This is a genomic window from Massilia phyllostachyos (assembly GCF_021044825.1).
GTDB classification, from domain to species: domain Bacteria; phylum Pseudomonadota; class Gammaproteobacteria; order Burkholderiales; family Burkholderiaceae_D; genus Telluria; species Telluria phyllostachyos.
Genome location: NZ_JAJNOC010000009.1, coordinates 125,024 through 145,329 on the forward strand (window position 1 = coordinate 125,024; position 20,306 = coordinate 145,329).

The following is a 20,306-nucleotide window of genomic DNA, read 5'->3' on the forward strand; positions in this document are numbered from 1 at the left end:
TTGCCTGCACTCAACTTACTTTGGGGTAGCATAAACCCCGTCAAGTGCCGTTAACAAGGCACAGCTAGAAAGTAAGTCACCGTCTTCATTCAGTAAGTAGGGCAACCATCTTCGAGCCGCAGGCCGTCCGGCGCGGCGCACGCAATCACGTTTTTGTCGGAGTACCCACAATGCAATTTTCTCGGAAGAGCCTCGTCCTGGCCGCTGCCTTCGCCTCGCTGTTCGCGAGCGCTGCCGCACGCGCCGACTGGGTCCAGTCGAACGATCCGCTGGTCGTGCAGGCCAAGCCTGAAATGAACCAGATGCAGGCGCAGAACCCGCCGGGCTTCACCTGGGCGCGCCACGCCACCGGCCCGGCCAGCTATGAACTCGAGATCACGCCGGTCGGCGGTTCGCCGACCAAGGTCATCGTCGACCGCAACTGGTATCTGCCGACCAAGGCCCTGGCGCTCGGCAACTACACCTGGCGCGTGCGCCCGGTCGGCAGCAACGACTGGTCGAACCCGCGCACCTTCTCGATCACCAGCCGCTCGAACGTGTTCGAAGTGCCGGACAACGCCACCCTGCGCAACCGCATCGTGAGCAAGGCGCGTCCGCGCTCGGTGCCGGCGTCATTCACCCCGTTCTCGACCTGGAACTATGCCAAGAAATCGGCGCTGGAATCCTACCTGAGCCGCCTCGGCAACGAAGTCAAGGCCCAGGTCACCGCCGTGCCGGCCTTGTCCGATTCGCGCTGGTCGATCGTCATCAGCGCGCCGCTGACCGCGGCCATGGCCAACCAGCAGACGGACGTACGCCAGCGCATCAACGAGGCAAGCCGCCAGATGGAAGCTGCGGCCACCATGTGGCGCCTGAAGGGCGAGCAGATCTACCTGACCGAGGCGCTCAAGCGCGGCGACGAACTGGCCGCCCTCAATCCGTCCGGCCCGACCAGCTACAACAACCAGGACCAGGCCACCCGCCAGATCGCCTGGGGCCTGGCCAAGACCATGGACCTGCTGGCCGATTCGCTGGACGCCACCCGCAAGCAGCGCTGGCTGGCGTCGATCAAGACCCGCACCGCCGAGATCTACAACAACCTGGCCGGCGACAATGGCCGCCTCGACCAGTACCCGTTCGACTCGCACGGCAACACCAGCCTGGTGTTCCTGGTGCTGATCTCGACCATGACCCTGGGCGACATCCCCGATGCCCAGAAGTGGTTCGACTTCTCCTTCCGCGCCTACGCGCTGAGTCCGAACCCGTGGAGCGGCCCGGAAGGCGGCTATGCCAACGGCACCGCCTACGCCGAATACGCGGCCGGCTACCTGCTGGCGCTGTGGGATCCGCTCACCCATGCGTCCGGCGTGAATTTCTTCGGCAAGCCCTGGACCCTCGGCTTCCTCGACTTCGCAATGGAATTCATCCCGCCGGGCGCGCGCACCCACGCCTTCGGCGACGCCTCCGAGACCAAGCCCGACCAGCGCGTGTTCCGCGCCTTTGCCTCGCGCATGTGGTCGCCGCGCGCCGCCTGGTACGTGAAGAACACCACCGGCATGGAAGACGCGATGTCGCTGCTGCAGGCCCAGTATCCGCTGCCGGTGACCGACACCAAGGTCTATGAACCGCCGTCGAACTCGGCCTACTACCCGAGCACCGGCTGGGTCGCGATGCACAGCGACCTCGGCTCCACCTCGCGCACCTCGACCTTCTTCAAGTCCAGCCCCTACGGCTCGTTCAACCACAGCCACGGCGACCAGAACGGCCTGCTGCTGTCGGTGGCCGGCCAGCCGCTGCTGGTCAAGGCCGGCTGGTACGACTGGTACGGCTCGCCCTACTGGAGCGACTGGTACCACCAGACCCGCTCGCAGAACGCGATCACCTTCGACGGCGGCAAGGGCCAGATGGTGGACGGCTACCGCGAACAGCTGCAGCGCAACGGCAAGATCACCGCCTTCACCGCCCAGCCGACCTACGACTACGCCGAAGGCGATGCGACCCCGTCGTATGGCGGCCAGCTGACCATGGCCAAGCGCCAGGTCTGGCACCTGCGTAACGCCGGCAACGCGATCCTGGTGCGCGACCGCCTGTCGAGCACGGTGGCGCGCACCTACGAGTGGAACGTGCACACCCCGGCCATCATGCAGAAGAAGGACGCGCTGAACGTGGAAGTGTCCGCGGGCGGCCAGCGCCTGTGCATGCGCTCCCTGACCCCGAACGCCACCTTCGACAAGTGGATCGGCCCGGGCGCCAAGACCAATGTGGTCGAGGACAACGGCGCCTTCTACCTGAAGGCGAACGCCAACACGACCGCCGAATACCTGGTGCTGCTCGACGTCGGCTGCCGCAAGCCGACAGTGAACATCACCACCTCGGGTTCGGTGCGCACCGTGACGGTGGGCGGGCAATCCGTGACGCTGAACTAAGCCTGCAAGCGGGCGCTGTCCCGCACGGGTGCGTGCTAGACTCGGCGCGCACGAGATCCCCGCGGCTCGCGCCGTCGGGGATTTTTTTTCGCCGTTGCCACCCGTACCCGCACATGAAACAGGTATTCCTGATCGCCGCGCACAAGGACGTCGAACAGCTCAACGCGCTGGTCAAGCAGCTGAACGATCCGGATTTCGTCGTCTACGTCCACCTCGACCGCAAGAGCGCGATCGACCCCGCCGACCTGCACCCGGCCGCGCGCCTGGTCGAGCCGCGCGTCGACGTGCGCTGGGGCGGGTTCTCGCAGGTGCAGGCCACGCTAACCTCGCTGCGCCAGATCCTGCTCGAGCAGCCCGCCTTCGACAAGGTCATCTTCCTGTCGGCCCAGGACTTCCCGCTGCTGCCGAACGCCCTGCTCAAGCGCGAGCTGGCGCGGGTGCGCGAGCGCGAGCTGATCGAGACCACGCCGATCGGCCCAGATGGCTGGAACGTCGCCTACCGCTACCAGCTGTTTCACCGCGTCGGCGGCAGCGTCCCCGAGCGGCTCGCCTGCGGCGCCGCCAACGCGCTGCTGCGCCTGACCGGGCGGCGCCGGCGCCTGCCGGATGGCCTGGCGCCGCACGGCGGCTCGTCCTGGTGGGCGCTGTCGCGCGGCTGCGTGGCCGAGGTGCTGCGCCTGGCCGATGCGCACCCGCGTTTCCTGCGCTTGTGCCGCACGGTGCAATGCCCGGACGAGCTGTTCTTCCAGACCCTGGTCATGCACTCGTCCTACGCACCGCGCGTCCTGAGCGACAACTACCGCTACGTGCAGTGGCCGGAGCAGGGCGCGCGCAATCCCAAGGTGCTGGACGGCGCCGACTTCGAGCGCATCCGGGCCTCGAACGCCCACTTTTGCCGCAAGCTCGACAGCCAGGCCAGCGCCGCGCTGATGCAGCGCCTGGTCGCGTGGAAGGACGCGCGCGCCGCCTGAGTTTCGCCCAACCGTGCTGTAGCGCACACAGGGCGCACCCCGGTGAATCGTGCCCGCGAACCGCTGCGCTAGAATCGGCTGGCATGAACACCAGGTCAACCGTATGCGCAAGCCCCTGTCCATCGCCTTCATCGTCCGTGATCCCCTGCCGCCGGCGCGCGCCGACCTGCTGACCCTGTTCGGCAGCGAGATGCCGCGTTACGGCATCACGACCGAGCTGGTGGGGCAGGCGGGCGGCCTCGATGCGGCGCCGTGGCCGGCGGGCGGCATGCACCTGGTGGGCAGCCTGCGCTCGCGCTTCGCCGCGCTGCTGTCGCCGCTGTGGGACCTGCGCGGCCTGCTGCGCGCCAGCAGGCGCATCCGGCCCGACTGCATCCAGGTGCGCGACAAGATCGCCTCCGGCCTGCTCGGCCGCCTGGCCGCCGCCGTACTGCGTGTCCCTTTCTTTTACTGGATGTCGTTTCCCATCGTCGAAGGCTTCGCCGTGCGGCGCGACGAGTTCACCGGCGTCAAGTGGCTGGCCCATGCGCTGCGCGCGGCCGCCTCGCGCTTCGTGGTCTACCGCCTGGTGCTGCCCGGGGCGCGCCACATCTTCGTCCAGAGCGAAGCCATGGCCGACTGGCTGGCGGCCAAGGGCTTCGCGCGCAGCCGCATGACCGCCGTGCCGATGGGCGTGGACGAGCGCGTGTTCGGCCGCGCCGCCGTGACCCCGAGCACGGATCCGCGCCTGGATGGGCGCCGCGTGGTGCTCTACCTGGGGCGCATCGCCCGCGCCCGCCGCTCCGACTTCCTGCTCGACGTGGCGGAAGGCTTGAAGGCCGAGGCGCCGGACGCCCTGCTGGTGATCGCCGGCGACGCCGCCTCCAACGACGAAATGGACTGGATGCGCGCCGAGATCGCGCGCCGCGGCATCGAGCACCACGTGCTGCTGACCGGCTGGCTGCCGCAGCAGGAGGCGCTGGGCTATGCGGTGCGGGCCGAGATCGGCCTGTCGCCGATCCCGCGCGGGGTACTGTTCGACGTGTCCTCGCCGACCAAGCTGGTCGAGTACCTGGCGCTGGGCATTCCCAGCGTCGCCAACGACATTCCCGACCAGCGCCTGGTGGTGGAAGAGAGCGGGGCGGGGCTGTGCGTGCCGATGGAAACCGCCTCCTTCGTCGCCGCGATCCGGCGCCTGCTGGACGACCGCGGGCTGGCGGACGCGTTCGCGCAACGTGGCCCAGCGTACGTTAAGGCCCATCGGACCTATGCTATTCTCGGTCGAATAGTTGCAGAAACGTACACAACCATCCTGCGGCGTGCGGACGAGGCTGTATAGGCATGCGTAGCAGTCTGACCACGAAGCGCGCCGTGTGCGCCAGCAGGGTTTATATCGTGCGCGTCCCGGAGAAAACGTTGTTGTACTATCCAGAACAATTTCTAATCTGCAAATTCTGCATCTTCCCTTCGGGAGAGATGGTGTGAGCCGGGCAGCGGCGCCGGCAGCGAGCGTGGCGCGCCCGGCCAGGCCGCGCGTGCTGATGCTCGGCACCGACCCCGGGGGACGCGGCGGCGTGGCGACCGTGGTGTCGCTGCTGCGCCAGGACGGCCTGTTCGAACGCGAAGGTGTGCATTACGTCCCGACCCACGCCGAAGGGTCGAAGACGCGCAAGATCGGCGCTTTCGTGAAAGGTGTGTGGGGCACGGTGGCGTGCCTGGCGCGTCGGCCCGACGTGGTGCACGCGCATGCGGCCTCCAAGGGGAGCTTCGTGCGCAAGGCACTTCTGCTGGGGCTGGCGCGGGCGGCCGGCTGCAAGACGGTGTTCCACCTGCACGGCGCCTGCTTCGACGATTTCGTGGCCGGGTCGAACGGCCTCATGCGCCGCTGGATCCGCCACACGCTGGAGAAAAGTTCCACCGTCATCGCTTTATCGAGCCGCTGGGCCGACTTCCTGCGCGGCTTCGCGCCCTGCGCGAAGGTGGCGGTGATTCCGAATTCGGTGCCGCTGCCGCCGCTGGGGGAGGACGCGGTGCAGCCCGGCCGCATCCTGTTCCTGGGCCAGGTCGAGCCGCGCAAGGGGATCTTTGAACTGGTGGAAGCACTGGCCTTGCTGCGCGAACGGTTCCCGCAGGTGGAGCTGGCGATCGGCGGCCAGGGCGCGCTGGACGAAGTGCAAAGGCGCGCCGCCGAACTGGGCGTGCTGGAGCGCGTGACGCCCCTGGGCTGGATTACCGCCGCGCGCAAGCAGGAAGAACTGGCGCGCGCCGCCGTGTTCTGCCTTCCTTCGCATGCGGAAGGCTTGCCGATGGCGATGCTGGAAGCGATGGCGGCCGGCAAGGCCGTGGTGGTGAGCGGCGTCGGCGGCATCCCCGACGCGGTGCGCGACGGAGACAACGGCCTGGTGGTGCAGCCGGGCGATGTGGAAGGGCTGGCGCAGCAGCTGGCGCGCATCCTCGGCGACGGGGAAGAGCGGCTGCGCCTGGGCAGGCGGGCGCGTGCAACGATTGAAGAACGATTCGAGTCCGGCGTCGTGATCAAGCAGATTTCAGCGGTCTATCGACAGCTTCGCGACAACAACATCGCATAGCGAGGGGGATGGAATGAGTGGAACAATGAGGCTCGGATGGCTGGTCAACCGCTTGCGCTGCATGTCGGTGGCCGAGGTGGGGTATCGCATGCGCCAGGCCGCCGCGACCCGGATGGGGCGGCGCATGGCCGGCCGCACCGCGCCCGCGCCGCTGCCGCGCGCCCTGAGCCTGAACGTCGATGGCGCGCCCATCCTCGCCCCCCAGGAAATCGAGGCGCTGCTGCTCGATGCCGACCGCATCTGCGCCGGCCACGTGGTGCTGTTCGCCGAGCGCCGCTTCGACGTCGGCGTACCGACCGCCTGGAACCGCGACCCCGAGACCGGCGTCACCGGCCCCGCGGTCTACGCCGGCGACATCGCCATCACGCGGCGCGAGCAGGTCGGCGACATCAAGCACGTGTGGGAGCTGAACCGCCACCTGCACCTAGTGCGCCTGGCCCAGGCCTGGACCCTGAGCCGCGACGTGCGCTGGCTGCACGCGCTGGAACAGCAGCTGCGCAGCTGGCTGGATCAATGTCCGCCGCTCACAGGCCCCAACTGGACCAGCTCGCTGGAACTGGGCATCCGCCTGGTCAACTGGAGCCTGGTGTGGCAGCTGGCGGGCGGCGAGGCCAGTCCCCTGTTCGCCGGCGAATCCGGCCAGAAGCTGCGCGCCGACTGGCTCGACAGCATCCACGCCCACTGCCGCACCATCGCGCGCCACCTGTCGCGCCATTCCTCGGCCAACAACCACCTGATCGGCGAGCTGGCCGGCCTGTACGTGGGCGCCAGCACCTGGCCCTGCTGGAAGGAGTCGGGCGAATGGCTGGACCAGGCGCGACGCGAACTCGAACGCGAGGCGGTGCTGCAGTTCTCGCGCGACGGCGTCAACCGCGAGCAGGCCTTCGCCTATCACATCTTTTCCAGCGAATTCCTGTTCGTCGCCGGCCTGATGGGGCAGGCGACCGGCGGCCCCTTCCCGCGCACCTACTGGGCCGCGCTGCAGCGCGCGCTGCGCTTCCTGCGTTCGGTGCGCGACATCGGCGGCCATGTGCCGAACGTGGGCGACGCCGACGACGGCTGCGTGTTCCGGCTCGATGCTTCCGGCATGGACCGCGCGGCGCAATTGCTGGCGCTGGGCGACACGGTGTTCGGCGGCGCGGCCGATCGCCATCCCGGCGTGCAATGGCTGCTGCATGCGCTGCCGGGCAAGCGCCCCGATTGCGATCCGCACGAGGTCGACACCGGCTGGGCCTTCCCGGACGGCGGCTACTTCCTGTTCGGCAACCATTTCGGCGAGCCCAGCGAGATCAAGGGCCTGCTCGACTGCGGCCCGCTCGGCTACCTCGGCATCGCGGCGCACGGCCATGCCGACGCGCTGTCGATGAGCCTGTCGATCGCCGGCGAGGAATGCCTGATCGATTCCGGCACCTATTCCTATTGGCAAGACCAGAAGTGGCGCGACTACTTCCGCGGCACCTCGAGCCACAACACGGTGCGCATCGATGGCCTCGACCAGTCGGTCAGCGGCGGCCGCTTCATGTGGCTGCGCAAGGCCCATGCGCGCATCGAGCGCATGCCGACCTCGCCCCACGAATTCGATTTCCGCGGCTCGCACGGCGGCTATACCCGCCTGCCGGACCCGGTGCGCCATGCGCGCAGCGTGCGCTTCGACGGCGCCAGCAATACCCTGACCGTGCGCGACGAGGTGTCGGCGCGCAAGGCGCACAAGGTCGAGCAGTTCTGGCACTTCGCGCCGGAACTCGACGTGCGCCTGACCAGCCACGGCCTGTCGGTACGCGGCAAGCGCTTCGTGCTGCAGATGCAGGTGAGTGGGGCCGATTTGCAGCTGGAACTGGTGCGCGGCGCCGAGAATCCGCCGCTGGGCTGGTCGTCACGCACCTACGAGTCGAAGCGGCCCTGCGAAGTGCTGCGGATCACGAGCGTATCGTCCGCCGTTCCGATCGAATGCAGGTTTACAATATCGTTCTTGCATTAATTACTTGCCAAGTAGAAAACTTATAATTATTAAGGGAAATGTCCAAATGCTGATTTACCTCGTCGCCGGCGCCCGTCCGAATTTCATGAAGATCGCGCCGATCGTGCGCGCGCTGCAGGCCCAGCCGGAAGGCCAGGCCGCGCTGACCTTCAAGATCATCCACACCGGCCAGCACTACGACCGCGAGATGAACGACGTGTTCTTCGAGGAACTCGGCATTCCCCAGCCGGACGTGTTCATGGCCGCCGGCGGCGGCAGCCACGCCCAGCAGACCGCCAAGATCATGGTCGCCTTCGAGGAGCTGTGCATGGCCGAGCGCCCGGCCGCGGTGCTCGTCGTCGGTGACGTCAACTCGACCCTGGCCTGCTCGATCGTGGCCAAGAAGCTGGTCATCCCGGTCGCCCACGTCGAGGCCGGCCTGCGCAGCGGCGACATCAGCATGCCGGAAGAAATCAACCGCCTGGTCACCGACAGCATCTCGGACTGGTTCTTCGCCACCGAACCGGCGGCCGTCGAGCACCTGCGCCGCGAAGGCAAGCCGGAATCGGCCGTGCACTACGTCGGCCACGTGATGGTCGACAACGTGCTGTACCAGGCCGACAAGCTGGCCAGCGCCGATACCTCGGCTTTCGAGACCAGCGGCTTCAAGGCCCGGCATGGGGCAGGGCGCTATGGCGTCGTGACCCTGCACCGTCCGAGCAACGTCGACGACCCCGTCACGTTTGCGCGCATCGCGGGCGCGCTGAAGCAGATCGGCGAAGAATTGCCGCTGATCTTCCCGGTGCACCCGCGCACCCGCGCCAATATCGAGAAATTCGGCATCGACCTGGGCCCGAACGTCACCCTGGCGGGGCCGCAGGCCTATATGGCCTTCCTGAACCTGTGGAAGGATGCGGCCGTGGTGCTGACCGACAGCGGCGGCCTGCAGGAAGAAACCACCGCGCTGGGCGTGCCCTGCGTGACGATCCGCGAAAATACCGAACGCCCGGTGACGGTCGACGAGGGCAGCAATGTCCTGGCCGGCACCGATCCGGAAGTCATCGTGCGCGAAGCCAGGAAGGTCTTGCGCGGCGATGGCAAGCAGGGCCGCCGCCCGCAGCTGTGGGATGGCAAGGCCGCCGAGCGCATCGTCGCGGTGCTGGCGACCGAGCTGCAGGCGATGCGCAAGACCGAATAGAAAGGATTGTCCATGAACGACCGCATTACGCTGATGGGCTGCCAGGTCGACAACCTGACAATGGAAGAGACGCTGGGCAAGGTGGAAGGATTCATCGCTACCGGATTGCCCCATCAGCATGTGGTCGTGAACGTGGACAAGCTGGTCAAGGCCAGCCGCGACCCGGAACTGCGGCAGATCATCAACGACTGCGCGCTGGTGAACGTGGACGGCATGCCGGTGGTGTGGGCCTCGCGCCTGCTCGGCAAGCCGCTCAAGGAGCGGGTGGCCGGGGTCGACCTGTTCGAGGCGCTGATGCGGCGCGCCGGCGAAAAAGGATGGCGCGTGTTCCTGCTGGGCGCGCGCGAGGAAGTCGTGAGCAAGGTGGCCGAGACTTACCAGCGCAAGCATCCGCGGCTGGTGCTGGCCGGCTACCGCAACGGCTACTGGAAGGGGGAAGAGGAGGAGCTTCTTGTCGCCGAGCAGATCCGCGCCAGCCGCGCCGACCTGCTGTTCGTGGCGATCAGCTCGCCGAAGAAGGAACAGTTCCTCGGCAAGTACCAGGCGCACATGCGGATTCCCTTCGCGATGGGCGTCGGCGGCACCTTCGACGTCGCCATCGGCAAGGTGAAGCGGGCGCCCGTGTGGATGCAGAAGTCCGGGCTGGAATGGTTCTACCGCTTCCTGCAGGAGCCGCGCCGCATGTTCCGGCGCTACTTCATCGAAGACATGGCGTTCATCGGCCTGTTGATCAAGGAAGCCTTCAAGGGCAGACAGGTTGAGTAGGGTGGGCGGTCCTCCGCCCACGCGTTCAACTCACGGATGCATTGTGGCGACGCATTGATTCGTTGAACGCGTGGGCAAAGGATTGCCCACCCTACAAAAGCATTGCTCGAGCAGTGGCCACAGAAGCCATTTGCCCCACATAAAAACAAGCCCAGGAGACCGCCGTGCGGCGCTGCAACAGCTGCCGCGCTAGCGTGCGTGGAGTTCCGCAACGGCCGTGATATGCTAGGCCGTTGATTGTCATCTTGTTAATACATTTCACATATCACAGAGAGCAAAAAGACATGAAGATCCTGGTTACTGGCGGTATGGGTTACATCGGTTCACATACCGTCGTCGAACTCCAGCAGGCCGGCCACGACGTGGTCGTGGTCGACAACCTCTCCAACGCCGTGGTGTCGGTGCAGGAGCGGGTGCAACGTATTACCGGAAAAACCTTCCAGTTCGAAGAAGCCGACATCCGCGACCGCGCCGCCATGGAGCGCATCTTCGGCGACCACAAGGTCGACGCCGTGATCCACTTCGCCGGCCTGAAGGCGGTGGGCGAGTCGGTGGCCCAGCCGCTGCGCTACTACGACAACAACGTCAACGGCAGCGTGATCCTGTTCGAGACCATGGCCAAGTTCGGCGTCAAGACCATCGTGTTCTCGTCGTCCGCCACCGTCTACGGCGACCCGGCCTCGGTGCCGATCCGCGAAGACTTCCCGCTGTCGGCGACCAACCCCTACGGCCGCAGCAAGCTGATGATCGAAGACATCCTGCGCGATCTCGCCAAGGCCGAGCCCGACTGGCGCATCGCGCTGCTGCGCTACTTCAACCCGGTCGGCGCCCACGAGAGCGGCCTGATTGGCGAAGAGCCGAGCGGCATCCCCAACAACCTGGTTCCCTACATCGCCCAGGTCGCCAACGGACAGCGTGAAAAACTGTCCGTCTTCGGCGGCGACTACCCGACGCCCGACGGCACCGGGCTGCGCGACTACATCCACGTGGTCGATCTCGCGATCGGCCACGTGAAGACCCTCGACCGCCTGGCCAGGGAGCCCGGCATCGTTACCTACAACCTCGGCACCGGCCGCGGCAACAGCGTGCTGGAAATGGTGCGCGCCTTCGAAGCCGCATGCGGACGCAAGATCGCCTACCAGATCGTCGACCGCCGCCCCGGCGACGTGGCCAAGTGCTACGCCGATCCGGCCAAGGCCCGGGAAGAACTGGGCTGGACCGCCGAACGTGATGTCGCTCAAATGTGCGCCGACGTATGGCGTTACCAAACCACAGCCAAATAAACGAATTCATTTACATTAAGGACGGTCCGATGAAAGCCATGATTCTTGCAGCAGGCAAGGGCACGCGTGTGCGCCCGCTGACCTATGACCTGCCAAAACCCATGATCCCGCTGCTGGGAAAACCCGTGATGGCCTACCTGGTCGAACACCTCAAGAAGCACGGCGTGACCGAAATCATGGTCAACGTCAGCTGGCTGCACGAGAAGATCGAAGAATACTTCGGTGAAGGCGAGCAGTTCGGGGTGCAGATCGGCTACTCCTTCGAGGGCTATATCAAGGACGACGGCGCGGTCGTGCCGGAACCGATCGGCTCGGCCGGCGGCATGAAGAAGATCCAGGAATTCGGCGGCTTCTTCGACGACACCACCATCGTCCTGTGCGGCGACGCCCTGATCGACCTCGACCTGAAAGCCGCGCTGCTCGAGCACCGCCGCAAGGGCGCGATGGCCTCGGTCATCACCAAGGAGGTTCCTTGGGACAAGGTCTCGTCGTATGGCGTGGTGGTCACCGACGCCGACGGCCGCATCACCGAGTTCCAGGAAAAGCCGAGCGAAGCCGAAGCCAAGTCGAACTTCATCTCGACCGGCATCTACATCTTCGAACCGGAAGTCATCGACCTGATCCCGTCGGGCGTGCCCTTCGACATCGGTTCCGAACTGTTCCCTCTCCTGGCAGAGCGCGGCCTGCCGTTCTACGCCCAGGGCCGCCCCTTCAACTGGCTCGACATCGGCACCATGAGCGACTACTGGGAAGTGCTGCAGACCGTGCTGACCGGCGAAGTCAACCACATGGACGTGCCGGGCATCCAGATCGAACCCGGCGTCTGGACCGGGCTGAACACCAGCATCGACTGGGAAGGCACCACGATCGAGGGCCCGGTCTACATCGGTTCCAACGTGCGCATCGAAGCCGGCGCGCGCATCGTCGGCCCGACCTGGATCGGCCACGGCAGCCACATCTGTGAAGGCGCGGAAGTGGTGCGCAGCGTCTTGTTCGAATACACACGGGTGTTGCATGATGTAACATTGCATGAAATGATAGTTTTCAAGGATTACAGTGTCGACCGCAAGGGCGAGATGAAACATGCCTCGGAATATTCGTCCGAGGAATGGGTCAACGCGCGCGACCGCCGTCGTTCACGCCGCAAGGAAGAAGCCACCCAGGCCAGTATCGAAGTAGAGAAAATTTCAGAGAAAGTTAGCGCATGAAAATTTACCCAGTGATCCTCTCCGGCGGCGCCGGCACCCGCCTGTGGCCGCTGTCGCGTGCGGTGCTGCCCAAGCAGCTCCTGCCCCTGGTCGCCGACAAGACCATGCTGCAGGAAACCGCGCAACGCGTGGCCGGCTGGCCGGGAGTGATGGCGCCCTTGGTGGTCTGCGGTAACGACCACCGTTTCATGGTGGCCGAGCAATTGCGCGAAGTTGGCATCACGCCGCTCGGCATCCTGCTCGAGCCCGTCGGCCGCAACACCGCTCCGGCGGTGGCGGCCGCCGCGAACTACCTGAAAGCGATCGACCCGGAAGCGCTGATGCTGGTGCTGCCGGCCGACCACGTGATCGACAACGGCGCCGCCTTCCGCGACGCCGTCGAGCGCGCCGTGACCCTGGTGGGGCAGGGCAAGCTCGCCACCTTCGGCATCGTGCCGACCTCGCCCGAAACCGGCTACGGCTACATCCGCCGCGGCGAAGCGGTGGCCAATTGCGGCGACTGCTACGCGGTGGCGCGCTTCGTCGAGAAGCCGGACGCCGCCACCGCCCAGTCCTTCCTGGACGAAGGCGGCTATTACTGGAACAGCGGCATGTTCATGTTCGGCGCCGAGCGTTTCCTGGCCGAGCTGAAGGAACACGCGCCGCAGATCGCCGCGGCCGCCGAAAAAGCGGTGAGCACCGGCTACCGCGACCTCGATTTCTGCCGCCTGGAAGAGCAGGCCTTCACCGACAGCCCCTCGGATTCGATCGACTATGCGGTGATGGAAAAGACGGTCGACGCCGCCGTGGTGCCGGCCGATATCGGCTGGAACGACGTCGGTTCCTGGTCGGCGCTGTGGGAAGTCCAGCCCAAGGACGCCAACGGCAACGCCCAGCGCGGCGACGTCTACCTCGACAAGGTCAAGAACTCGCTGGTGCGCGCGGAATCGCGCATCGTGGCCGTGGTCGGCGTGGAAGACATCGTCGTGGTCGAGACCCAGGATGCGGTGCTGGTGACGCACAAGGACCAGGTCCAGCGCGTCAAGCAGGTGGTCGACCACCTGAAATCGAAGGCGCGCACCGAGCACCTGCACCATACCCGCGTCTACCGCCCCTGGGGCCACTACGAGGGCATCGATGCGGGCGACCGTTTCCAGGTCAAGCGTATCACGGTGAAGCCGGGCGAAAAATTGTCGCTGCAGATGCACCACCACCGCGCCGAGCACTGGGTGGTGGTCTCGGGCACCGCCCGCGTGACCTGCGGCGAAAAGGTGAGCCTGCTGTCCGAGAACGAATCGACCTACATCCCGATCGGCATGAACCACCGCCTGGAAAATCCGGGCAAGCTGCCGCTGCACATCATCGAGGTGCAGTCCGGAAGCTACCTGGGCGAGGACGACATCGTGCGCTTCGAGGACATCTACCAGCGCGCCTGATGCGATGCCGGCCCCGCGGCCGGCGGGGTCATCCGTGCTTGCACGCCGGAACCGTGCGAACCCTCATCCTTACTCGGGCGTAGAATGCCCGGACGTGAACCGATGAGGGGGCATCATGAAATCATTCGTTGCGGCCGGGACCCTGGCCATGACCGTGACTCTAGGATTGGCCGCGCCCGCAGCGCAGGCGCAGACCGGCGGCGCGCTGCTGGACCTGACCCTCTACGGCCAGCTCGAACGCTGGCTCGGCGCCGGTCCCCTCGACCTGCGCAACATCTACACCCGCGAATTCGGCAACAACTCGCGCGATTTTCACGCGGCCGCCGACGGCGCCGGCATGACCTTCACCCTGGCCCAGGTCAGCAACGACCTCGGCGACAGCTGGATCGTCGGCGGTTACAATCCGCAGAGCTGGTCCTCGACCGACGGCTGGCACGAGACGCCCTACGACTGGCAGCGCACCGCCTTCATCTTCAACTACACCGATGCGACCGTGTGGCGCCAGGTCATGAGCGACAACATCCTGCCCAGCCGCGGCCTGCGCCAGACCTACAACGAGCCCAACCACGGCCCGACCTTCGGCGCCGGCTCCGACCTGTTCTTCAACGACCGCCTGAACGCGGCGTTCTCCTGGCAGGTCAGCTACGGCGGCGGCGAGGAGGGCATCAGCATCATCGACGGCAGCCGCGGCGGCCAGCTGTTCCGGGTCGATGCGCTCGAGGTGTATTCGATCTCGCTGGTGCCCGAGCCGGGCCAGTACGCGATGCTGGCCGCGGGCCTCGGCCTGCTGGGCTGGAGCGCTTGGCGGCGCCGCGAGCGCAAGACGGTGCCGCTGCGCAGGCCGCTACGTCATCATCCGTGAGCTGACAAAATGGCAAGCTGTGGCATGATGTGGACGGTTTCCTGACCTTCCACTCTCCTGCGACGACCTTGCGAACCAAGCTGCCATTCGACCCGCGCGCCGCCGTGCGCACCCTCCTTGCCTTCCTCCTGGCCTGCGCCGCCTTCCTGCAGGCTCCCGGCGCGGCCGCCGCCCTCAAGCCGGCCGAGCTGGCCATCGTCATCAACGAGGACGACCCCGACAGCGTCGCCGTCGGCGACTACTACCGCCAGCGCCGCGACATTCCGGCCGCCAACGTGGTGCGGGTGCGCATCCCCGGCAAGCCGCAACGCCTCACGCCGGCCCAGTTCCGCCTGTTGAAGGAAGAGATCGACAGCAAGCTCGGCCCGCACATCCAGGCGGTGCTGATGATCTGGACCACGCCCTATGCGGTCGACTGCAACTCCCTGACCGGCGCCTACACCCTCGGCTTCGATGGCGCCCAGTGCGCCAAGACCTGCGCCGCCGGCCAGCCCAGCCCCTATTTCAACAGCAAATCGGCGCGGCCATTCACCGACCACGCGCTGCGGCCCTCGATGCTGCTGCCGATCAGCTCGGTCAAGGAAGCCAAGGCCCTGATCGACCGCGGCGTGGCGGCGGGCTTCCGTACCGTGCCGGCCACCGCCTACTACCTGGCGACCTCGGAAAAGGCGCGCAACACCCGCGCCGGCTTCTTCCCGCCGCCGGGCCGGGTGCCGGCGCGCCGCCTGACCACCAAGGTGATGCAGGCCGACGTGCTGGAAGGGGCGCGCGACGTCATGGTCTACCAGACCGGCATGGCCCAGGTCGCCAAACTCGAGACCCTGGGCTTCCTGCCCGGCGCCCTGGCCGACCACCTGACCTCGCTGGGCGGCGACCTGCTGGGCACGAGCCAGATGAGCAGCCTGCGCTGGCTCGAAGCCGGGGCGACGGCCAGCTACGGCACCGTCAGCGAGCCCTGCAACCACTGGCAGAAATTCCCGAACCCGACCGTGCTGTTGCGCCGCTACCTGGGCGGCGACAGCGCGATCGAGGCCTACTGGAAGAGCGTGGCCTGGCCGGCGCAAGGCCTGTTCATCGGCGAGCCGCTGGCCACGCCCTACCGCGCGCGCTGAGGGGTGTTCCCTAGCTACAACGGATTAGTCCGTTCGGACTAATCGGTGGTCATCATGTTGTCAATTTGCGCATTTAATATGCATTTGCTAACACGCCACCTTGACCATCCTCGGGACCTCCATGAAAAACATCGTTGCATCGATCCTGCCGCGGCGCACCCTGCTGGCGGTGCTGCTCGCCGGCCTGGCCGGCTCTGCCTACGCCGAACCCAACAACATCGTCGTCAGCCAGATCTACGGCGCCGGCGGCAACAACAATGCCAGCTACAACCGCGACTTCATCGAACTGTTCAACCGCAGCGCGGAAGCGGTGAACCTGTCCGGCCTCTATGTGCACTATCACTCGGCCGGCGGCACCGGCAACAGCAGCGTGCTGGCGCTGCCGGCACGCACGCTCGAACCCGGCCAGTATTTCCTGATCACCTTCGCCACCGGCAGCAACGGCGCAGCGATTCCCGATGGCGACCTGAACGGTGGCAACGCCATCGCCATGGCGGCGGCCGCCGGCCGCGTCTCGCTGTCGACCCAGGCGACCCCGATCGCCGCCGGCACCGCCCACCCGAGCATGGTCGAGATCGTCGGCTTCGGCAGCGCCAACGTGTTCGAGACCGCGCCGGCCCCGGCCCCGTCGACCACCACCAGCATCTCGCGCAAGGGCGCGGGCTGCATCGATACCGACAACAATGCCCAGGACTTCACGGCCGGCCCGATCGCCCCGCGCCGCACGAGCTCCCCGTTTGCGTCCTGCGACAACGGCCCGGTCGCCGCGCCGATCGTCCTGAACTGCCCGGCCAGCCTGCCGGCCGAGCGCGGCAGCGCGGCCTCCGCCATCCTGCGCGCCAGCGACACCGACAGCACCGTGACGGGCGCGAGCATCGTGTCCGGCGCCGTGGCCGGCATCAGCTTGAGCGGCTTCAACGCAGCGAGCGGCGTCGGCGGCACCGCCAGCGTGACCCTGCAGGCCGACGCCAGCCTGGCCACCGGCAACTATCCGGTGCGCGTCAGCTTCACCAACGACGCCGGCCAGGAGGCCAGCTGCACCGTCAGCGTCGGCGTGTCCGGCCAGCTGAGCATCCCGCAGATCCAGGGCAGCGGCGCCACCAGCCCCTACGCCAACACGGTGCAGTCGACCGAGGGCATCGTCACCGCCAAGCTGGCCAACAACAGCTTCTTCCTGCAAGACCTGAACGGCGACGGCGATCCGACCACCTCGGACGGCATCTACGTCTTCAACAGCAATCCGGCCCTGGTGAGCAGCATCGCCGTGGGCGACCGCGTGCGCGTCAGCGGCAAGGTGGTCGAATACCGCCCGGCCAGCGCCACCCGCAGCTACACCGAGTTCAGCGAAGTCAGCGCGGTGAACAAGCTGGGCAGCGGCTTCAGCATCACCCCGACCAATATCGATTTCCCGAACGCCGACCTGGCGCGTTATGAAGGCATGCTGGTGCGTTTCGCCACCGAGCTGACCGTCAACGAAAACCTGTATATCGGCAACCGTGGCGAGCTGACCCTGTCGTACGGCCGCCGCGAGAATCCGACCAACCGCTATCCGTCGGGTTCGCCTGAAGCGGCCGCGCTGTTCCGCGAAAACGCCGCCAACGCGATCGTGCTCGACGACGGCCTGTTCGTGGCGCCGGCCACCATCCCCTACCTGTTCCAGGACGGCACCGTGCGCACCGGCGACACCGTCAGCGGCCTGACCGGCGTGCTCGACTACGGCTCGATCGGCGGCGGCGGCTATGGCTTCAAGATCCAGCCGACCGAGGAGCCGCGCTTCGCCCGCAGCAATCCGCGCACCGCCCCGCCGGAACTCCCGGCCGGCGTGAAGGTCGCCAGCGCCAACGTGCTGAACTTCTTCACCACCTTCACCGACGGCCGCGACGCCTGGGGCCGCAGCGGCCGCGGCTGCACCATCGGCAGCACCACCTCGGCGAGCGAGTGCCGCGGCGCCAACAACACGGCCGAGTTCGTACGCCAGCGCAACCAGATCGTCGCCTCGCTGAAGGCCCTGAACGCCGACGTGGTCGGCCTGATGGAAATCCAGAACGACCGCGACGTCTCGGTCGGCTACCTGGTCGAGCAGCTCAACGCCGCCATCGGCCAGCCGATCTATGCCGTGGTCCCGGCCCCGGCCACCACCGGCACCGATGCGATCCGCGTCGCCATGATCTACAAGCCGGCCGTATTGACCCTGCAGGGCGGCGCGCTGTCGGACGGCGACCGCGTCAACAACCGTCCGCCGATGGCCCAGACCTTCAAGGCGAATAATGGCGCCAGGTTCTCGGTGGTGGTCAACCACCTGAAGTCGAAGGGCGGCTGCGGCGGCGGCTTGGCCGGAGACGGCGACCTGGGCAACGGTCAGGGCTGCTTCGACGCCACCCGCCTGGCCCAGGCCCAGCGCCTGACCAGCTACTTCCTGCCGCAGGTGGTGCAGACCGCCGGCGACCCGGACGTGCTGGTGATCGGCGACCTGAACGCCTATGCCATGGAGAGCCCGATCAAGCACCTGACCGCGAGCGGCATGGTCAACCTGATCGAGCGCTTCGTGCGTCCGAACGGCCTGCCGTATTCCTACGTGTTCGGCGGCACCGCCGGCTACCTCGACCACGCACTGGCGAGCAGCTCGCTGAACACCCAGGTGGCGGGCGCCGCCGAATGGCACAACAATGCCGACGAACCGGAAACCCTGGACTACAACCTCGGCGACACGGCGCAGGACCCCTACCAGGAAGGCGCCTACCGCGCCTCCGACCACGACCCGGTGGTGGTGAGCCTGAACCTGACCGCGCCGACGCTCGACGTCAGCGCGTCCGTGAAGATCGTGAAGAGCGGCGTCAGCATGGTCCGCGCCACCGGCAAGTTCAGCGGCACCGTGACCGTCACCAACACCAGCGGCGCGGCGCTGGCCGGTCCGCTGCACCTGCGCCTCGAAGGCCTGACGGCCGGCGTCACCCTCGATAACAAGTCGGGCGAGCAGGGCGGGGCGCCTTACCTCACCTTGCCCGGCGGCGGCCTGGCGCCGGGCGCTTCGGTGACCGTCACCACCACTTTCACCAACCCGTCGAAAGCTGCGGTCAACTACACCGCCAAGCTGATCTCGGGCGCTTACTAATCGCAGACAACAGGAATCGATAACATGTTCAACACCAAAGCACTCTTCGCCCGCGCACTGCTGGCCCTGACCCTGGCGCTGGGCGCCATCCCGGCCTTCGCCGGCCCGCTGTACAAGATCGCGGTCGACACCTCGTCGTTCTCGACCGCGCGCTTCCTCGACCTGCAATTCAACGGCCTGGGCAGCGCCGGCCCGGCCACGGCCTACGTCAGCAACCTGAGCGGCGCCTTCACCGGCTTCACTCCGGAAGGCGACGTCTCCGGCGATATCGCCGGCGGCTTTACCCTCGGTAACAGTGGCGGCTTCAATGCGGTCCTGCTGGACCTGACGCCGGGTGGCCTGTTCCAGTTCGACGTCCGCTTCGACGGCGCCGACCTGGGCGACGGCACCACCTTCAGCGTCGGCCTGCTGGACGACGCCTTCGAGAACCTGCTGGGCGCGCTGGTACGCATCGAGCTGATGCCGGGCGCGCCCGACGTGGTCGACGCCCCAAGCGGCGTGGACGTGGCCGCGGTGCCGGAACCATCGGACTGGATGCTGCTGGCGACCGGCCTGCTGCTGCTGGGCGCCACGCGCCGCTACACCCGCCGTTGATGGCGTGGGATGGGCGGAAAATCCGCCCATCCCACTTATATGCAAAAAGTATGAATTCCTAACGGAAATTGTATTATTCAGCATCTCAGGCTTGCGGCATAGTTGTCTCATCGTCCATACAGACTGCGCCGCATCCATGTCCGTCCACGTCCTGGTGCTCGACCCCGATCCCGCGGTACAACGCCTGCTGTTGCAGAACCTCGGCGCCGCCGGCTACGAGGCGGCCTGCTGCGCCAGCGCCGAAGCGGCCCTGCTGCGCTTCGAGGAGCGCCTGCCCGACCTGCTGCTGCTCGAATGGGACCTGGCGGGGCAGAGCGGCGAGACCCTGCTGCGCCGCCTGCGCGCCCAGCAGCGCACCCGCGAGCTGCCGGCCATCATGGTCAGCGCGCGCCGGCTGGAAGCCGACAAGGTGCTGGCGCTGGAATCCGGCGCCGACGATTTCCTCTCCAAACCTTTTGGCACGCGCGAACTGCTGGCGCGCATGCACGCGCTGCTGCGCCGGCGTGCGCCGCAACCGGGCCTGGACGCGGTCCAGCTGGCCGGCCTGCGGCTCGACCCCGGCACCCAGCGCGCCAGCGCCGGCGCGCGCCCGATCGCGCTGGGGCCGCTGGAATTCCGCCTGCTCGCCTTCCTGATGCGCCATCCCGAGCGCGTGTTCACCCGCTCCCAGTTGCTCGATTCGGTCTGGGGCAGCCACGCGGTTCTGGACGAGCGCACCGTCGACACCCACGTCGGCCGCCTGCGCGCCGCCCTGGGCAACCAGCACCAGGACCACATCGAGACGGTGCGCGGCACCGGCTACCGCTTCGCCGCCTGGCCGGCGCGGCCACGCATGAAGTGGCCGTCGGCCGCCTGAC

Annotated in this window: 15 protein-coding genes; all 15 read left to right on the forward strand. The window is 67.0% G+C overall.

Features of this window, described 5'->3' with window-relative positions; translation table 11 throughout:
• Positions 1-170 precede the first annotated feature (170 nt).
• Positions 171-2,405: a DUF4962 domain-containing protein gene (locus LQ564_RS21535; protein ID WP_231060156.1), complete on the forward strand. Its 2,235-nt coding sequence runs from the start codon at positions 171-173 to the stop codon at positions 2,403-2,405.
• 113 nt (positions 2,406-2,518) lie between these two features.
• Positions 2,519-3,376, forward strand: coding sequence for a beta-1,6-N-acetylglucosaminyltransferase (locus LQ564_RS21540; RefSeq protein ID WP_231060157.1), 858 nt, complete (start codon positions 2,519-2,521; stop codon positions 3,374-3,376).
• 103 nt (positions 3,377-3,479) lie between these two features.
• A complete protein-coding gene (locus LQ564_RS21545; protein ID WP_231060158.1) occupies positions 3,480-4,694 on the forward strand; it encodes a glycosyltransferase in 1,215 nt (404 codons plus the stop codon).
• A 142-nt stretch (positions 4,695-4,836) separates the two neighbouring features.
• Entirely contained in the window at positions 4,837-5,943 is a 1,107-nt protein-coding gene (locus LQ564_RS21550; RefSeq protein ID WP_231060159.1) for a glycosyltransferase family 4 protein, read from the forward strand.
• A gap of 25 nt (positions 5,944-5,968) precedes the next feature.
• The gene (locus tag LQ564_RS21555; RefSeq protein WP_231060160.1) at positions 5,969-7,921 is read left to right on the forward strand and encodes a heparinase II/III family protein; all 1,953 of its coding nucleotides are present in this window, start codon (positions 5,969-5,971) and stop codon (positions 7,919-7,921) included.
• A 46-nt stretch (positions 7,922-7,967) separates the two neighbouring features.
• Positions 7,968-9,098 (forward strand): non-hydrolyzing UDP-N-acetylglucosamine 2-epimerase, encoded by a 1,131-nt coding sequence (gene wecB / locus LQ564_RS21560; protein WP_231060161.1) that lies wholly within the window; start codon positions 7,968-7,970, stop codon positions 9,096-9,098.
• Between the two features lie 12 nt (positions 9,099-9,110).
• A complete protein-coding gene (locus LQ564_RS21565; RefSeq protein ID WP_231060162.1) occupies positions 9,111-9,863 on the forward strand; it encodes a WecB/TagA/CpsF family glycosyltransferase in 753 nt (250 codons plus the stop codon).
• Between the two features lie 284 nt (positions 9,864-10,147).
• Positions 10,148-11,146: a UDP-glucose 4-epimerase GalE gene (gene galE, locus LQ564_RS21570; protein WP_231060163.1), complete on the forward strand. Its 999-nt coding sequence runs from the start codon at positions 10,148-10,150 to the stop codon at positions 11,144-11,146.
• 29 nt (positions 11,147-11,175) lie between these two features.
• Complete coding sequence (locus LQ564_RS21575) at positions 11,176-12,354, forward strand: nucleotidyltransferase family protein (protein ID WP_231060164.1); 1,179 nt, start codon at positions 11,176-11,178, stop codon at positions 12,352-12,354.
• Positions 12,351-13,769, forward strand: a complete 1,419-nt coding sequence (locus tag LQ564_RS21580; RefSeq protein ID WP_231060165.1) for a mannose-1-phosphate guanylyltransferase/mannose-6-phosphate isomerase — start codon at positions 12,351-12,353, stop codon at positions 13,767-13,769. Before LQ564_RS21575 ends, LQ564_RS21580 begins: the two co-directional genes overlap by 4 nt.
• Before the next feature lie 115 nt (positions 13,770-13,884).
• Entirely contained in the window at positions 13,885-14,631 is a 747-nt protein-coding gene (locus tag LQ564_RS21585) for a PEP_CTERM-anchored TLD domain-containing protein (protein WP_231060166.1), read from the forward strand.
• Positions 14,632-14,699: 68 nt separating this feature from the next.
• Positions 14,700-15,743 (forward strand): TIGR03790 family protein, encoded by a 1,044-nt coding sequence (locus LQ564_RS21590; RefSeq protein WP_371873527.1) that lies wholly within the window; start codon positions 14,700-14,702, stop codon positions 15,741-15,743.
• Positions 15,744-15,864: 121 nt separating this feature from the next.
• Complete coding sequence (locus LQ564_RS21595; RefSeq protein ID WP_231060167.1) at positions 15,865-18,855, forward strand: ExeM/NucH family extracellular endonuclease; 2,991 nt, start codon at positions 15,865-15,867, stop codon at positions 18,853-18,855.
• Between the two features lie 24 nt (positions 18,856-18,879).
• Positions 18,880-19,449: an NF038129 family PEP-CTERM protein gene (locus LQ564_RS21600; RefSeq protein WP_231060168.1), complete on the forward strand. Its 570-nt coding sequence runs from the start codon at positions 18,880-18,882 to the stop codon at positions 19,447-19,449.
• Between the two features lie 136 nt (positions 19,450-19,585).
• On the forward strand, positions 19,586-20,305 hold the full coding sequence (locus LQ564_RS21605; RefSeq protein WP_231060169.1) for a winged helix-turn-helix domain-containing protein: 720 nt from the start codon (positions 19,586-19,588) through the stop codon (positions 20,303-20,305).
• Position 20,306: the final 1 nt, after the last annotated feature.

Excerpts from the sequence above, each read along its gene's own strand:
- LQ564_RS21535 (WP_231060156.1), top strand. The coding sequence starts at position 171 with ATGCAATTTTCTCGGAAGAGCCTCGTCCTGGCCGCTGCCTTCGCCTCG.
- LQ564_RS21540 (WP_231060157.1), top strand. The coding sequence starts at position 2,519 with ATGAAACAGGTATTCCTGATCGCCGCGCACAAGGACGTCGAACAGCTC.
- LQ564_RS21545 (WP_231060158.1), top strand. The coding sequence starts at position 3,480 with ATGCGCAAGCCCCTGTCCATCGCCTTCATCGTCCGTGATCCCCTGCCG.
- LQ564_RS21555 (WP_231060160.1), top strand. The coding sequence starts at position 5,969 with ATGAGGCTCGGATGGCTGGTCAACCGCTTGCGCTGCATGTCGGTGGCC.
- wecB (WP_231060161.1), top strand. The coding sequence starts at position 7,968 with ATGCTGATTTACCTCGTCGCCGGCGCCCGTCCGAATTTCATGAAGATC.
- LQ564_RS21565 (WP_231060162.1), top strand. The coding sequence starts at position 9,111 with ATGAACGACCGCATTACGCTGATGGGCTGCCAGGTCGACAACCTGACA.
- galE (WP_231060163.1), top strand. The coding sequence starts at position 10,148 with ATGAAGATCCTGGTTACTGGCGGTATGGGTTACATCGGTTCACATACC.
- LQ564_RS21575 (WP_231060164.1), top strand. The coding sequence starts at position 11,176 with ATGAAAGCCATGATTCTTGCAGCAGGCAAGGGCACGCGTGTGCGCCCG.
- LQ564_RS21580 (WP_231060165.1), top strand. The coding sequence starts at position 12,351 with ATGAAAATTTACCCAGTGATCCTCTCCGGCGGCGCCGGCACCCGCCTG.
- LQ564_RS21585 (WP_231060166.1), top strand. The coding sequence starts at position 13,885 with ATGAAATCATTCGTTGCGGCCGGGACCCTGGCCATGACCGTGACTCTA.
- LQ564_RS21595 (WP_231060167.1), top strand. The coding sequence starts at position 15,865 with ATGAAAAACATCGTTGCATCGATCCTGCCGCGGCGCACCCTGCTGGCG.
- LQ564_RS21600 (WP_231060168.1), top strand. The coding sequence starts at position 18,880 with ATGTTCAACACCAAAGCACTCTTCGCCCGCGCACTGCTGGCCCTGACC.
- LQ564_RS21605 (WP_231060169.1), top strand. The coding sequence starts at position 19,586 with ATGTCCGTCCACGTCCTGGTGCTCGACCCCGATCCCGCGGTACAACGC.